This is a genomic window from Gluconobacter sp. Dm-74, assembly GCF_018256135.1.
Classification (GTDB): Bacteria; Pseudomonadota; Alphaproteobacteria; order Acetobacterales; family Acetobacteraceae; genus Gluconobacter; species Gluconobacter cadivus.
The window spans coordinates 316,052-331,484 of sequence record NZ_JAERLX010000001.1; the positions used below are offsets into that span (position 1 = coordinate 316,052).

A 15,433-nucleotide genomic window follows, 5' to 3' on the forward strand; every position below is an offset into this window, starting at 1 on the left:
TCAGGCTAGCGAAAAGCTGGTGCCGCAGCCACAGGACGAGGCCGCATTGGGGTTCGTGACCGTGAAATGCGCGCCCATCAGCTTGTCCACGAATTCCAGTTCCGCGTTTTCCAGCAGGTCGAGGCTGGTCGTATCCACAAACACGCGTGCGCCGTCCCGTTCGATGACGACATCATCCGCGGCCTGATCGCGTTCCAGCTTGAACTGATACTGAAACCCGTTGCAGCCTCCGGCCAGCACCGCAACGCGCAGCGCGAGCCCCTCAGGTTCGGGTTGCGCTGCAATGATCTCCCTGATGCGGGCGGCCGCACTGGCGGAAACACTGAAAGGCACGGTGTCGGACATGGGTTCTGGTTCCCGGACTTTTCTGAAAAGACAACTGCGGTCCTGATTATATGGCCAGAGCGCCCCCCAGAGCAAAGGGGAAGGGCAGAGGGACCACGCTTGCACCGGCACGATGCTGGCGTAGAATGCCCCCGTAAGCCGCCCGAAACGGCGCTCTCCCGGCCCGACGGCTCACGCAGGACATGTCTTGATGGTAGCGATCTACGCGGTACAGGATTCCGGCTCCCCTACGGATTTCAGAGGCCGACTCTACCCTGAAGTGGAAAGCCCGGTCCGCTCGCCCTGGCAGCGGGACCGTGACCGTGTGCTGCATTCCGCAGGCTTTCGGACCCTGCAATACAAGACGCAGGTCTTCATCAATCACGAAGGCGATTTTTTCCGCACGCGCCTGACACACTCGCTCGAAGTCGCGCAGATCGCCCGTTCCATCGCCCGTAATCTGGACCTTAACGAAGATCTGACCGAAACCGTGGCGCTTGCCCATGATCTCGGTCACACGCCGTTCGGCCATGCCGGGGAAGACGCCCTCGCGCTCGCGATGAAGGACTGGGGCGGCTTCGACCACAACACCCAGTCCCTGCGGCTCGTAACCGCGCTCGAAGCCCGCTACCACGCCTTTGATGGCCTGAACCTGACATGGGAAGCGCTGGAGGGACTGGCCAAGCATAATGGCCCCGTCAAACGTCCGACGCCCTATTTCGCGGAATACGACGCGAAACATCATCTGGATCTGCAAAGCTATGCGTCCGCAGAAGCGCAGGTAGCCGCCATGTCGGACGACATCGCCTATCACGGCCACGACCTTGATGACGGTCTGCGGGCGGGGCTGCTGTCCTTCGAGGACATCGAAGACCTGCCGTTGGTCGGAGACGCCCTGCGCCGGTCACGCGAGATGGAACGCCTGATCGGGCGTGAGGCGTCCGATCAGGCGCAGCGCGTGCGTCACGAAACCATCCGCGTCGTCATCAACCAGCTCGCCACGGACCTGACGGAACAGACGCGCCGCAACCTCGAAGCGCTCAATCCGCAGTCCGCTGACGACATCCGCCATGCCGGATATCCTGTCGTAGCGTTCAGCCCGGACATGCGAGAAGCCAACAAGGCCATCCGCAAGTTCCTCTATGCCCGCATGTACCGCCACTGGCGCGTCAACCGCATGGCGCGGAAAGCCAAGATTGCTGTACGCGAAATTTTTGAGATCCTGTCCGAAGATCCCGGCCTTCTGCCCGATCCGCTACGGGGGCGGGCGAAAGCCGCCGATGACGTGCAGCGCAGGCGTCTGGTGGCCGATTATATTGCCGGAATGACCGATCGTTTCGCGATGGAAGAACATCGACGGTTGACGGACCTCTCCGTGCTGGGCTGATAGAGCCTCTGATTTGAAGACGCGTTACAGGAATCGAGCTGAAATGGCCGCTGACACCACGACCCTTACGACTGACTGTCTCTTTGCCCGCACCCGGGTTCAGGTGTGCGAGGCTCTGCGATCGGTCGTCCCCGGCCTGCCGGAAGAGGTGGTGCAGCGCGTCGACCTGACCCCCACGCGTGACCCGTCTCACGGCGATATGGCGACGAATGCCGCGATGCTGGCCGCCAAGCCCGCGCGCCGTAAACCCGCCGATATTGCCGCCGAACTGGTCGCGAAACTCTCCGAGCTGCCGGGGATCGCGAAGGCCGAAGCCGCCGGTCCGGGCTTCGTGAACCTGACGCTCAAGCCCGAAGTCCTGCAGGGCGTGGCTGTTTTCGTTCTCAAGGCGGGCGACCGCTATGGCCGCTCGACGATGGGGCAGGGGACGCGCGTGAACGTGGAATACGTCTCCGCCAACCCGACCGGCCCGATGCATGTCGGTCACTGCCGTGGTGCGGTGGTGGGTGATGCGCTGGCCAACCTGCTCGAAGCCGCAGGCAGCCCGGTGACGCGCGAATACTATATCAACGATGCCGGAACTCAGGTCGTCGCCCTGACATGGGCCACATACTGGCGCTACCTTCAGGCCATCGGCACGGACATCCCGGCAGACGAATTCGGCGCCCTGACCCCGAACGGCCTGCAATATCAGGGCGAGTACCTGATCCCCGTCGCGCAAAGCATCGCTGAAAAGCACGGACGTTCGCTCGCCAATGCCGAAGGTGGCCCGGCAGATCCGTCCGTCTGGTTCGAGACCGTGCGTCGTGAAGCCCTGACACAGATGATGGCCGCCATCCGCGAAGATCTGGAAGCGCTCGGTATCTCGCACGAAGTCTTCGCCAGCGAGGCCGAGACGCTGGCCAGTGGTCGCGTCGATGCCGCGATCGCCACGCTCGACAGCAAGGGCCTGCTCTATGAGGGCGTGCTGGAGCCGCCGAAGGGCAAAATGCCGGAAGACTGGGAAGCCCGTCCGCAGACGCTCTTCCGCTCCACCGAGTTCGGCGACGATCAGGACCGCGCGCTTCGCAAATCCGACGGCACCAACACCTATTTTGCCAACGATATCGGCTATCACGCCCAGAAGGCCGAGAGCGCCGACGTTCTGATCGACGTCCTCGGTGCCGATCATGGTGGGTACGTCTCGCGGATGCGGGCCGCCATTTCCGCCCTGACGGACGGCAAGACCGGCTTTGAAGTCGTGATGTGCCAGATCGTCCGCGTCGTGAAAAACGGCGAACCGGTGAAGATGTCCAAGCGCGCCGGTACGTTCGTGACCCTGCGCGACCTGCTCGACGAAGTGGGCCGTGACGCCGTGCGCTTTACGATGCTGACCCGCAAGGCCGATGCGCAGATGGAGTTCGACCTGGATGCGGTCGTCGCCCAGACGCGCGACAATCCGGTGTTCTACGTCCAGTACGCCCATGCCCGTTGCCGCTCGGTTCTGCGTTCGGCCGAGACGATGTTTGGCGCGGATGCCGTGACGCCGGAAGCCCTGTGCGGTGCTGACCTGACCAACCTGTCTTCGGACGTCGAACTGGCCGTTCTGCGCCGTCTGGCCGCGTTCCCCCGCAGTGTGGAAGCCGCGGCTACGGCGCGTGAACCGCACCGGATCGCGACCTATTGCATTGATCTGGCGTCTGACTTCCACGCCCTGTGGAACCGGGGCCGCGAAGACACCACCCTGCGCTTCCTGCACGAGAACGATCGCGAAACCAGCCTCGCCAAGCTGGCGCTTGTTTCGGCCATTGCGGGAACGCTGCGCTGTGCCCTCACCATTCTCGGCGTCGTGCCGGTGGAGGAAATGCGATGACCCCGGAAAACGATCAGGGGCGCGGAAACGCCGACCCCGGCGATTATGGCCGCTCTCCGAAACAGCCTCCCGGTCCGGCCCCGGGCCCACGTCTGCAGCAGCGTTTTGATCGTGAGCGCCTGAGTAACGACTATGACGACGAACCCGCTCCGCGCCGTCGCCCGGCTACGCCTGTTAATGCTGCTGGGGCAGGGCGTCTGACGTCTTTGCTGGGTAATGATCCCGCAACACGCAAGCTGGTCGGCGGTGCGGTGGGTATCGGCGTTGTGCTGATGCTGGCGGTCGGCGGCTGGTCGCTTATGGGAACCCATCACGGCGGCATTCCCATTATCGGCCCGCCGCCCGGCCCCGTGAAGGACCGCCCCGCCGATCCGGGCGGAATGCAGATCATGAGCGGTGATGGCGGGGAAACCGACATGACTGGCAATGGCGAGGCGCATCTCGCGCCCGGCCCCGAACAGCCCGATACGAAGGCGCTGGCCCGTCAGTATGGCGTCCCCCCCGGAACGCCGGCGCAGGACCCTGCAAAGACGGATACAGCTCCGGGAAATGCTTCTGCCCCGACTGCCCCTGCGAACAGCCCGGACGCCACCGCATCTGCCGCACCCGAACAGCCTCAGTCCGCAGCACCGCCTGCGACGCCGCCGGAGAAGCCGCAGGTTCAGCCTGCTGCCCCGACGGATACTGCTGCCAATACCCCGGCTGAGGCTCCAAAAGAGGCACCGAAAAAAGAAGAAGCGCCCGTGCATCACGCGGCCCGCCCAGTTGAAAAGCCGCTTCCCGCTCCTGTGCCGGAACCCGAGAGTGTCGCGCCGCCAAAGGTCGCTGCTCCCGAAAAAACGGCCTCCAAGGCGGATGCACCGTCCGGTTCGCATGAAGTGCAGCTCGGCGCACTCGATAGTGAGGCTGCAGCCCGCAAGGAGTGGGACAGCCTGCGCCATCAGGCTCCGGCCCTGTTCGCCGGGCACACACCGCTGTTCGAGAAGACCACGCGTGGCGATCATACGTTCGTGCGTCTGCGGATCGGTGGATTTGCGGATCTGAAAGCTGCGCGGGCCTATTGCGTGAAGCTGCACGCGCAGTCCGTCGCCTGTACCCCAGCCCAGTTCTGAGCGCTGGCGTTTGAGCGAGACACTGCATCTGACGCTTGACGGGTTTGAGGGGCCGCTCGATCTGCTCCTCGACCTTGCCCGTAAACAGAAGGTGGATCTGGCGAAAATCTCCATCCTGCAACTGGTGGAGCAGTATCTGGCCGTCGTGGACAAGGCCCGTGCGGAAGCGCGGAGCCTGCGGCTGGAACTGGCGGCGGACTGGCTCGTCATGGCGGCATGGCTTGCCTGGCTGAAATCCAAACTGCTGCTCCCCGCCGAAAACGAAGATCCGGACGCCGAAGATGCGATTGAGCTTCTTCAGGAACGCCTGATCGAACTTGAACGGATGCGTGCCGCCGCCCAGTGGCTGGGCGCACAGCCCCGTCTGGGTCTGGACGTGTTCCGGCGCGGGCAGGGCGAGGACCATACCGAAATTGACCGCTCGGGCCTGCGTGTGGAGATGCCCGCGCTCATTACGGCCTATCTGTCCGCCCGGCGCAGAACAGGCCGCCGCACGGTCTATGCCCCGCGTGCCCGCCGCTACTGGAGCGTGCAGGACGCGCTGTCCCGTCTCAAACGCCTCCTCGGAACCGACAGCGTGGTCGGCTGGCACACCCTGACCTCCCTTTTGCCCGACCCGAACGAACTGGATGGAGAGGAGGGACCTTATGGACGCAACGCAGCTTTGGCCGGGACGCTGCTGGCCGGATTGGAAATGGCGAAGGGCGGGGCGCTGGAACTGCGTCAGCCCGAGGCTTTCGGTCTCATCGAATGGCGTCCCGCATCATGACCGACTCCGAAATGCTCGATCGGGCCTGCCACTTGGTGGAGGCACTGGTTTTCGCCAGTCCTGAACCCGTCAAACCGTCTGCAATCGCAGAACTTCTGAAAACCCAGTCTATCGCCATTTCGACGGATGAGGCTGTGGAGGCCGTCCGTGCACTCTATGCCGATCATGCCATCGAAATGGTGCTGGTTGCGGGTGGCTGGCAGTTTCGCACCCGTCCCGAATACGCTTCGGCTTTGACAAAAGTCGTGGAAAAGCCGCGTCGCCTGAGCCGGGGGGCGATGGAAACCCTGGCAATCGTGGCCTATCACCAGCCTTGCACCCGCGCTGAAATCGAGGCCATTCGGGGTGTTTCGCTCGGACAGGCCGTGCTCGACGCCCTGCTGGAAGACAGCCTGATTGCGCCCAAAGGCCGCAAGGAGGTGCCCGGTCGCCCTGTTCTGTGGGGCACCACGGCTCATTTTCTGGAAAGTTTTGCCCTTCCCGATCTTGCCGCCTTGCCGCGGAGGGAAGATTTCCTGCTGGATCGGGCCTCCACGGAGGCGGAAGACGATGCCCCGGACGGTTCTGCCGTAGGCGGAACGGAGCAGACAGGCTAGGAATGTCGCATGTTTGACTTCAGTTTCTCGGAAATTGCGCTGTTCGTGATGGTGGCGATGGTGTTCATCCGCCCGAAGGACCTGCCGGTTGCCATTCGCACCCTGTCCAACGGGCTGAAGGCGATGCGGCGCATGGCCTCGGAGTTCCAGTCCCATGTGGACGAAATGGTCCGTGAGGCCGATCTGTCCGAGGCGCGGGACCAGTTTCGGGATCTGAAGAGTTTCAATCTGCGTGACCGCGTCACGAAAGCCATCGACGGCGATAATTCTATCCGCCGCAGTCTGGAACTGGATGCGCCGACGAAAGCCTCCGCCGCCGCGCTGCCAAAGGTTCCGCCCGCCCCGCCGCTTCCGCCGCCGCCCTCCCTGACCGATCTGGAAACGGTGCCCTACAATGCCCGTCCACAGTTCGAGTCAGCCGTGGACCTGCCCGCGCAGGAGGAACCGGACGTCAACGAAGATGTCGTTGGCGCTCCGTCCATTCTTCCGCCCAGCACGGCACGGCGGCTCCAGCATGAGCGCTCCCGCTGGCGCGCGCCTGATATTCTGCCGCCTGTCCGGGCCATCCATGCCGGTCGGCGCATCCCCATCGCGAGCGGAAAGGACGGCGAATGACCGACACCGACAGCATCAACGACACGCCGATGCCGCTCCTCGAACATCTCGTGGAACTGCGCAAACGGCTGATCTGGTCGATCGTGACCTTCGTGATCGCCTTTGCCATCTGCTACCATTTTTCGGGCGAGATTTACCGCTTTCTGGCGGCCCCGCTCGGCAACATCATGCGCAAAAACGGCGAACAGCCGCACCTGATTTACACCGCGCTGTATGAGGCCTTCTTTACCTATATCCGCGTGGCCGTGTTCGGCGCGACCTGCCTGTCCTTTCCGATGATCGCCATTCAGGCATGGATCTTCATCGCGCCCGGTCTGTATCGTAGCGAGAAACGCGCCTTTGCGCCCTTCCTGATCGCCACGCCCATCATGTTCCTGATTGGCGCTGCACTGGCCTATTACGTCGTGTTTCCTTACGCGTGGCAGTTCTTCCTGTCCTTCCAGACGCCACAGAACACTGATGGAGGCATGCAGATCGAACTTCAGGCCAAGGTCTCGGAATATCTGACGCTGGTGACGAAAATGATCCTGGCGTTCGGGGTCTGCTTCGAGTTGCCCGTCATCCTGACGCTGCTGGTCCGTGTGGGCCTGCTGAGCGTGGCGCAACTCAAGCGTTTCCGCCGTTATGCCGTCGTTGCGTCCTTTGCGGTGGCGGCCGTCATTGCGCCGCCGGATGCGATTACGATGCTGAGCCTCGCCATTCCTCTCGTCGCACTGTACGAGGTATCCATTCTGACGGCCCGGTTCGTGGAACCGAAACCGATGGCCGCCGACGAAGACTGATGACACCTGCCGGAGCCTTGAACCATGCATGACCTGAAAGCCCTGCGCGCCGACCCGGCCGCTTTTGACGCTGCTCTCGCACGTCGGGGCCTGTCACCCGTGGGACAGCAACTCGTCAGCGAAGACGAAGAGCGCCGGGCTGCTCTGGTCGCGCTTCAGGAAGCGCAGGCTGCCCGCAAGACGATCGCCAAGGAAATTGGCCTGCTCAAGCGGCAGAAGCTCGACACTGCTGAGATTGAAGCAAAGGCCGTAGCCCTGCGGGATCAGATCGCCGGGCTTGAAGAGCGTGCCAACACGATCCAGACCCGGATCGACGATGTGCTGAAAGCCCTGCCAAACCGTCTTGACGCCTCCGTCCCGGACGGCAGGAGCGAAGATGACAACGTCGTCGTCCATGTCCGAGGCGAAAAGCGCGAGCTGGCTTTCGAGCCGAAACAGCATTTCGAACTCGGCGAAGCGCTGGGCCAGATGGACTTCCCGACCGCGGCCAAACTGTCGGGCACGCGTTTTGTGGTTCTGCGCGGTGCGCTGGCGCGTCTGGAACGCGCCCTTGGCCAGTTCATGCTCGACACCCATACGACCGAGTTCGGCTACAGCGAAACCAGCGTGCCGCTTCTGGTCAATGACGACGCGATGTACGGCACGGACAAGCTGCCCAAATTCGCCGAGGACTCGTTCCGTACCGAAGACGGCCGCTGGCTGATCCCGACCGCCGAAGTCCCGCTCACAGCGTCCGTCATGGGTGATATTCTGCCCGCTGATGCCCTGCCGATCCGCATGACCGCACTCTCGCAATGCTTTCGCTCCGAAGCCGGTTCCGCCGGGCGCGACGTGCGCGGGATGCTGCGCCAGCACCAGTTCACCAAATGCGAACTGGTCTCCGTCGTGCGTCCCGAAGACAGCGACGCCGAGCACGAACGCATGACGCAGGCCGCCGAGACGGTTCTGGAGCGTCTGGGCATCACCTTTCGCCGGATGCTGCTCTGCGCGGGCGATACGGGGTTTGGTGCTGCCAAGACGTTCGATCTGGAAGCCTGGCTACCGGGTCAGAAGGCATGGCGTGAAATTTCCTCGTGCTCCAACACGCGCGATTTTCAGGCACGCCGCATGAATGCGCGCTATCGTGCAGAAAACGGACCGGCCTTCGTCAACACGCTTAACGGCTCCGGTCTTGCTGTCGGCCGGACGATGATCGCGGTCATGGAGACTTATCAGAACGAAGACGGCAGCATCGATATCCCCGAGGTTCTGCGTCCTTACATGGGCGGGCTGAACCGCATCGGCTGAGGACACTGACGCATGATGATCACGCTCCGCTGCTTTGCCCTGAACCTGCTGGTGGCAGGCTCAATCCTGTCCACTGCACCGGTTTATGCGGCCAGCCAGATGGCGAGTCAGGCGGCCACCATGCACACGCTGCAGGGTCAGGCTCTGTATCGTGAGCGCATGGCCCTGCCACCGGGCGCTGTTCTGAGCGTCTGGATCGAGGATACGGGAGCCACGCATGGCGCGCCCCTCGTCATGGCCGAGCAGCGCGCGGAGATCCATCATGGCGTGCCCATTCCCTATACGCTGACCTACCCCGCGCTGCCGCCAGGGGGGCATTATGTGCTGAACGCGGAAATTACGGTTGAGGGGCAGCGACTGTTCGCCACGCCCGACGGAGGCACGCCGCTCGATCACCCGCAGCTTCTGCTGCGGCGTGTCGCGGAAACGACCGTTCGCGCACCGTACGGAACATGGCGAATCCAGAGTGTCGGCAATCTGAATATCCCCAATACCCCCGAAGCGCCGGGTCTGACCCTTCAACAGGATGGCACGGTGTACGGGACGGATGGCTGCAACCGTCTGATGGGCCATTTCCGGCTTAAAGCGCAGACGCTTCAGTTCCAGCCAATGGCCACGACACGAAAAGCCTGCCTGCCGCCGCTGATGGCGCAGGAACAGAAGATCGGCGCCTTCTTTCCGACCGTAACGTCATGGTCCCGGGACGGTGAAAACCATCTTGTCCTGCACGGAAATGCGACGTCTGGCACGATGGTGCTGGTACCGCAGGATGCCCAGTAGAAATTCGCTAAAAGACGGATTTTCAGGAAACTTTTCGTCCTCCGTGTTTTTTGAAAGGGCAGGGGGGTATCCTCCCTCTTTCCTTGAAAAGCGAAATAGGACTAATCTGATCCGGCTACCGCTATCTTCCAAATGGATCGAGCAGACAGAGCTTTTCGCTGATGACGCGAAAACTCTGACAGGCGGAAAATTTCTGTCGCAGAACGGGCGCAGGATGGATCGCGCCGCTGTCATCAGTCTGGAGGTTTAGACATGAAAACGGCACTTCAGCTCGGTCTCGGGCAGAAATGGACGTCTTATTCCGCATCTGACCGGACAGTGCGCGAAGTGCGCGAAATTGTGACGCTTGCCGCGGGGCGCGTCTGCTTCAGAACAGAAGGAAAGTCGCTTGTTCCGACGCAGACTTCCGAAGCGGCATACAAGGCATGGATTAGAGAAACGGAGGCCGTATTGACCAAAGATGCCATTCCACAAGCACAGCTTTCCCCCGGGCTAGAGCTTGGGCGTCGTATTCGGCTTTTGCGGGAAATGGCCGGGCTGAGCCAGAATCAGCTGGCCGAAAAAGTCGGGATTTCGCGCTCGGCCGTGGCTTTCTGGGAAACAGGCCGCTCAGGCCATGTGGGAAAGCATCTGGGCGGTCTGGCCGAAGTTCTGGGCGTGGAGCCCGAAGTTCTGCTGACGGGTATGGCCTACAAGGCGATTCAGGCAACCCTGACGCCAGATGAAGACACGATGCTTGCCCTCTACCGGCAGCTTGATCCGCTCATCAAGCTACAGGCCCAGAAATGGATCGAGCGGCGCGTGCGTCATAGCGAAGGCCAGAGCGCAAAAACTCCCCGCCCGCCCAAGTCGGCCTGAGCGAAAACGGCCTGACTTTCGCCAGGCCAGTGCCCTCTTAAGAGGGCCGTCTGCGCGTACTGCCGGGACGCTTGCCGCCTTTCGCAGGGAACGTCCGGCCTCCCGAGTGGGACCCCGGCTTTTTCGAACCCGAAAAAGAGCTTCTGTCTCCAGACTTCCCGCCGCCGCGCCCCGGACGCCCTCCGATACGCTGCTGCTTCTGGCTCTCGCGCATCCGGCTCTGGGTCCGCAGAACCTGTTCGATCCAGTCATTGAGAATGGACGTGTTGATTTCCGCGTCCTGACGGGCGGGATAAGCGTCCGGGAAGCGCAAAGCGAGCCAGCGCCACGCCACCAGCCGTTTGTGCCGCTTCTCGGCCCGCTCCAGTTCCTCACGTCCCGCCTGTTCTGGATGCGGCAGCCGCCCCGTACCCGGCGGTGGAACCGGGCGTCCGGCCGCATGGTCCGCAGCCCACTGGACAAGGCGCTGGATACCGTTGTCCCGCTCATCGATCGGGCACATGGCGTAGGTCCAGCGGGTCGAGAGATCGAGGTTTTCCACGCCCTCCAGAGCGGCCGCAATTTCGAGAGCCTGCTCCATGTCGGCGAGACGATAGTTCGGGTCATCCGCACGCAGAACGGCATGTTTGATGCGTGTCAGAACGCCATAAAGACTGTCGCTGGCAATTTCTTCGGCAACGGCCCGGACGATATCCGAATCCGGCTGAACCAGCGGGCGGAGTTCCGTCACGACTTCAGGCGGCGCACTCAGCATCTTCTTGACGAAGGTCGGGCTGCCCGCTCCGGCCAATACGCAGACCAGCCCGTTTTCATGCTTGCCGTAGCGTCCGGCGCGACCGCCGATCTGTTTGACTTCCTGCGAGACCAGATCGCGCGTCTGGCGTCCGTCGAACTTACGCAGCGCACTGAACACCACGCGCCGGATGGAGAGGTTCAGCCCCATACCGATGGCATCCGTCGCAATGAGGATATCGGCTTCGCCATTATTGAACCGGGCCGCTTCCGCACGACGGACTTCCGGGCTCAGAGCGCCGTAAACCACAGCCACGCGACGCCCGCGCGCCATGAGCTCGGCGCGCAGATCCAGCACTTCGCGGCGCGAAAAGGCGATGACAGCGTCGCTGGGCTTGAGTTCATCGAGATGCAGCGTCTCACCCGCTTTGAGCGGGCTTTTGCGTTCGAGATGGATCTCGTCCACAGGATCGTCGCAAAGCTCGGCGATGCGCTTGACCAGAGGGATGCAGTCCGGCGCGCCGAGGATGAAGACATGCCGCGCCGGGACGCCCATGATGGCTGCCGTCCAGGCGGCCCCACGGTCCGGATCGGCGAGCATCTGGGCTTCATCGATGATCGCCACATCCACCGGATTGTGGAACGGACACATCTCGACCGTCGCTGCCAGATGGCGCGCGCCCGGCATTTCAATCCGCTCCTCGCCTGTGGACAGGGATGCCGGAACGCCGCGTGAGAGTAGGGACTCGCGGAATTCATGGGCGAGCAGGCGCAGGGGCGCGAGCGCCAGCCCGCTCTCGGCATTCGCCAGCGCATTGAGGGCGGTGTAAGATTTTCCGGAGTTCGTCGGACCCGTTACCAGAGTGATGCGCCGTTTCAGCGCGCGTGCCGTGCGGAAATGGGCTGCGAACCGGTCCAGCGCCGCGACACGGGCAATGGCCGCATTGCCCGCCTTGTTGCCCAGATCCAGAACTTCCGGCCGGTCTTTCGTTCCGCTGCGCCACTGCGGGAGGAACGTCCGAAGGCGCTTGAGTTCTGTGGGATCGAAAAAGAACAGTTCGATTCCGTCCGGGCGCGTTTCGCGGCGCGCAACGGGAATCCGGTTTTCCGCAACCCAGCGCAGCGCCTCGCGGCGGGAGCAGTGCAGAACGCCGGGCAGGTCGTCGAAGCTGACGAGTCCCTCTTCCCATTGCCGCAGGCGTTCCAGTTCGCGTGCTCTGCGTTCTTCGGCGCGGGCCTGAATATCGGCCTGTTCACGGGCGCGGCGTTCTTCGGCAATCCGCAGATCGTCCTCAAAGCCCAGATCGACGCTGCCGAAGGCGCTGGCAATGCTCTGTGAGAGCTTTTCAAGCTGACCACTCGACAGGATTAGCCCGGTATCGGCCAGATCGGCGCGGACATCTTCCAGAACGGCACGCGGAGAATCACCCATCTCCTGCCAGCGCGTCATCAGGACGTCGTCCAGTGTCCGGCGCAGGGCAGGCATGTCGGCGCGCGGGTCATGGGTGCGGGCCGCCGCATCCTGCGTGTCGGCTTTACTCACCCAGACTTCACCGGCCCTGCGGCACAGATTCATGAGCTGGGATGCCCATGTCTTGCGGCGCACAACGCACAGCGCCTCGATCAACCCGTCATGGGACAGGCTTGCCTCTGGGCCTTCAAGCCTGCGCGCGACCTGACGCAGCAGGGCAGGGCGTTCGCGCGATGTAATCTCGAGCGGGCTTCCGAAATCAGCCTCGGCCCGCGCAAGGGCGCGTTCGGCCGGAGAGAGAGTGTCGGAAAGAGGGGCGTCCGGCATGGAGTCGTCTGTCATAAGAGTCTTGTGCGTCATTCCGGCATGCGCTTCAACGCACATGGGTTTCCCGAGCGGTGACGATTGGGCTAAAAGACCCGACCCTTATCAGGTCCGAGACCTGTTATCCGTTCCGCATCGGAGACAGAACCAGACATGTCTAACCCGACTTTTGCCGCCCCCACGCCCGAGATCGACGAGCCCCTGACCGGGCTTGTGCCGTTTGAAGGCCATCCGAAGCAGTACCGTCTTGCCGAGCCGAGCAAGGAATATGCGCATCTGTATCCGGCCAAGGTGCTGACGGTCCATCACTGGACGGACCGCCTGTTCAGCTTCACCACGACGCGCGATCCCGGTCTGCGTTTCGAGAACGGCCAGTTCGCGATGATCGGTATCGAAGTCGAGGGCAAGCCGCTCCTGCGCGCGTATTCGATCGCGTCCGCCAATTACGAAGACAACATGGAGTTCCTCTCCATTGCCGTTCCCGATGGCCCGCTGACCTCGCGTCTGCGCCATGTGAAGGTTGGTGATACGGTTCTGATCGGCCGCAAGCCGGTTGGTACACTGCTGCTCGACAACCTCAAACCGGGCCGCAACCTGTATTTCCTGTCCACGGGAACGGGTCTGGCGCCGTTCATGAGCCTCATCAAGGACCCTGAAGCCTATGAGCGCTATGAGAATGTGATCCTCAGTCATACCGTCCGTATTTCGGGCGAGCTGGCCTACGAGAACCACATCCGCCACGAACTGCCAGAGCACGAGTTCCTCGGTGAGTTCGTTGCCGGCAAGCTGCGCTACTACCCGGCTGTGACCCGCGAAGATTATGCCGTGACCGATCGCATCACCAAGCTGATCGAAACGGGCAAGATCTTCGAAGATCTGGGCATCGACAAGCTGGACCCCGAGCATGACCGTGTCATGATCTGCGGTTCGCCGGAAATGCTGGCCGACACCGAAGCTCTGCTGGAGCGTATGGGCTTTGAGGAAGGCAATATGAGCCATCAGGGTTCGTATGTCGTTGAAAAGGCCTTCGCCGAGCGCTGAGGTTTCAAACAGGGTACGAAAGGCCAGGATGATGCAGGATTTTGATCTGTTCGTTATTGGTGCCGGTTCGGGCGGAGTGCGCTGCGCGCGCATTGCCGCCCAGAACGGAGCGCGCGTCGCGATTGCGGAGCGCCGTCACTGGGGCGGAACCTGCGTCAATCTGGGCTGCGTACCTAAAAAACTGATGGTCTATGCGGCCGATTATGGCCGCGAAATCGCCGATGCCCCGTCCTATGGATGGGACGTCGCGCCGGTCGCCCATGACTGGTCTACACTGATCAGCGCCAAGGACCGCGAGATCGAGCGCCTCAACCGCATCTATGTTTCGATGCTGGAAAAGGCGGGCGTGACGCTGTTTACGGGCGATGCCAGTTTCGTGGACGCCCATACGGTCGAAATCGGCGCGTCCGAACTCGCACCGGACGCGCCCGTCCAGCGTGTCCGGGCAAAGAACATCGTCATCGCCACGGGCTCCACGCCCACGCGCCTGAATATTCCCGGCGCCGAACACGCCATTGTCTCGGACGATGCCTTCCATCTGGCGGACCGCCCCGAGCGCGTCGCCGTGATCGGCAGCGGCTATATTGGCCTAGAATTTGCCGGGATTTTTGCAGGGCTGGGGTCGAAGGTCGATCTGGTGTTCCGCCAGTCGCACCCTCTGCGCGGGTTCGACAACGAACTGCGCGCCCATCTCTCCGAACTGCTGCCACTGAACGGCATCAAAGCGCATCCCGGACGCTCGCCGGAGCGGATCGAGAAGATCGGCGAGGCTTTCCGTCTGCATCTTGACGGCGGCGCGATCATCGAGACGGACTGCGTGTTCATGGCGACGGGCCGTCATCCCAATCTGGCGCCGCTCAAGCTCGATAATGCGGGTGTGGCCACATGGGACGGCCGGATTCCGGCCAAGCCGGATGATGCGACCACCAACGTACCCGGCATCTATGCAATCGGCGACGTGACGGACACCTACAACCTCACGCCGACCGCCATTGCCGAAGGTCATATCCTCGCCGAGCGGCTGTTTGGCGAACCAGGCCGGGAATGGTCTTTCGCCACGACGCCCAAGGCCGTGTTCTTCTCCCAGCCGCTCGCTACGGTTGGTCTGAGCGAAGAAGAGGCCGTCCAGAGCCATGACGTGGATATCTACACGTCCAGCTTTACGCCGATGCGCCAGACCCTTTCAGGCCGCAAAGGCAAGACCCTGATGAAGCTCGTCGTGGACACAAAGAGCCAGATCGTGCTTGGCGCCCACATGATCGGCCCGGATGCGCCGGAAATCATTCAGGGCCTGGCCATTGCGATTACGGCAAAGCTGACAAAGCGGGATTTCGATCGCACGATTGGCCTGCACCCCACCAGCGCAGAGGAGTTCGTGACCATGCGAAGCCTCACACGCCACGTTCCCCGAAAAGCAGGCTGACACATCATGACGGCGCGTACTGGTCTCACGGAGGCCCGGCAGTCGGGCCGTCACAGAATTTCTGAAGGGCAAGACCGGGC

General features: G+C 62.6%; 14 protein-coding genes. 12 read left to right on the top strand and 2 right to left on the bottom strand.

The annotated features are described in order from the left end of the window. Positions 1 to 345, bottom strand: coding sequence for an iron-sulfur cluster assembly accessory protein (locus tag JK208_RS01455; protein ID WP_194261616.1), 345 nt, complete (start codon positions 343 to 345; stop codon positions 1 to 3). Between the two features lie 190 nt (positions 346 to 535). Here JK208_RS01455 and JK208_RS01460 point away from each other — a divergent pair, with 190 nt between their 5' ends. The 10 genes from JK208_RS01460 (at position 536) to JK208_RS01505 (ending at position 10,362) form a co-directional block, all read left to right on the top strand. Continuing rightward, the gene (locus JK208_RS01460; RefSeq protein ID WP_211574070.1) at positions 536 to 1,711 is read left to right on the top strand and encodes a deoxyguanosinetriphosphate triphosphohydrolase; all 1,176 of its coding nucleotides are present in this window, start codon (positions 536 to 538) and stop codon (positions 1,709 to 1,711) included. A 43-nt stretch (positions 1,712 to 1,754) separates the two neighbouring features. Continuing rightward, positions 1,755 to 3,563 (top strand): arginine--tRNA ligase, encoded by a 1,809-nt coding sequence (gene argS / locus JK208_RS01465; protein WP_211574071.1) that lies wholly within the window; start codon positions 1,755 to 1,757, stop codon positions 3,561 to 3,563. Further along, positions 3,560 to 4,675 carry an SPOR domain-containing protein gene (locus tag JK208_RS01470; protein WP_211574072.1) on the top strand — a complete coding sequence of 372 codons (1,116 nt, stop codon included), beginning with the start codon at positions 3,560 to 3,562 and terminating at the stop codon, positions 4,673 to 4,675. Before argS ends, JK208_RS01470 begins: the two co-directional genes overlap by 4 nt. Before the next feature lie 10 nt (positions 4,676 to 4,685). Further along, entirely contained in the window at positions 4,686 to 5,444 is a 759-nt protein-coding gene (locus JK208_RS01475) for a ScpA family protein (RefSeq protein WP_211574073.1), read from the top strand. Next, positions 5,426 to 6,040 (top strand): SMC-Scp complex subunit ScpB, encoded by a 615-nt coding sequence (gene scpB, locus JK208_RS01480; protein WP_211574074.1) that lies wholly within the window; start codon positions 5,426 to 5,428, stop codon positions 6,038 to 6,040. The genes JK208_RS01475 and scpB overlap by 19 nt, the downstream gene beginning before the upstream one ends. Positions 6,041 to 6,049: 9 nt before the next feature. Beyond that, positions 6,050 to 6,655 carry a Sec-independent protein translocase protein TatB gene (tatB, locus tag JK208_RS01485; protein ID WP_211574075.1) on the top strand — a complete coding sequence of 202 codons (606 nt, stop codon included), beginning with the start codon at positions 6,050 to 6,052 and terminating at the stop codon, positions 6,653 to 6,655. After that, entirely contained in the window at positions 6,652 to 7,437 is a 786-nt protein-coding gene (gene tatC / locus JK208_RS01490) for a twin-arginine translocase subunit TatC (RefSeq protein ID WP_062033683.1), read from the top strand. The genes tatB and tatC overlap by 4 nt, the downstream gene beginning before the upstream one ends. A gap of 24 nt (positions 7,438 to 7,461) precedes the next feature. Then, positions 7,462 to 8,724 carry a serine--tRNA ligase gene (gene serS, locus JK208_RS01495; protein ID WP_211574076.1) on the top strand — a complete coding sequence of 421 codons (1,263 nt, stop codon included), beginning with the start codon at positions 7,462 to 7,464 and terminating at the stop codon, positions 8,722 to 8,724. A 12-nt stretch (positions 8,725 to 8,736) separates the two neighbouring features. Beyond that, on the top strand, positions 8,737 to 9,504 hold the full coding sequence (locus JK208_RS01500; RefSeq protein ID WP_211574077.1) for an META domain-containing protein: 768 nt from the start codon (positions 8,737 to 8,739) through the stop codon (positions 9,502 to 9,504). A gap of 252 nt (positions 9,505 to 9,756) precedes the next feature. Continuing rightward, complete coding sequence (locus JK208_RS01505) at positions 9,757 to 10,362, top strand: helix-turn-helix domain-containing protein (protein WP_194261607.1); 606 nt, start codon at positions 9,757 to 9,759, stop codon at positions 10,360 to 10,362. Positions 10,363 to 10,399: 37 nt separating this feature from the next. Here JK208_RS01505 and JK208_RS01510 read toward each other — a convergent pair whose 3' ends face one another. Beyond that, a complete protein-coding gene (locus JK208_RS01510; protein ID WP_249201868.1) occupies positions 10,400 to 12,892 on the bottom strand; it encodes a helicase-related protein in 2,493 nt (830 codons plus the stop codon). 150 nt (positions 12,893 to 13,042) lie between these two features. Between JK208_RS01510 and JK208_RS01515 the strand changes: the two genes are divergently transcribed. Next, positions 13,043 to 13,930: a ferredoxin--NADP reductase gene (locus tag JK208_RS01515; RefSeq protein ID WP_194254312.1), complete on the top strand. Its 888-nt coding sequence runs from the start codon at positions 13,043 to 13,045 to the stop codon at positions 13,928 to 13,930. Positions 13,931 to 13,958: 28 nt separating this feature from the next. Next, the gene (gene gorA, locus JK208_RS01520; protein WP_211574079.1) at positions 13,959 to 15,353 is read left to right on the top strand and encodes a glutathione-disulfide reductase; all 1,395 of its coding nucleotides are present in this window, start codon (positions 13,959 to 13,961) and stop codon (positions 15,351 to 15,353) included. Positions 15,354 to 15,433: the final 80 nt, after the last annotated feature.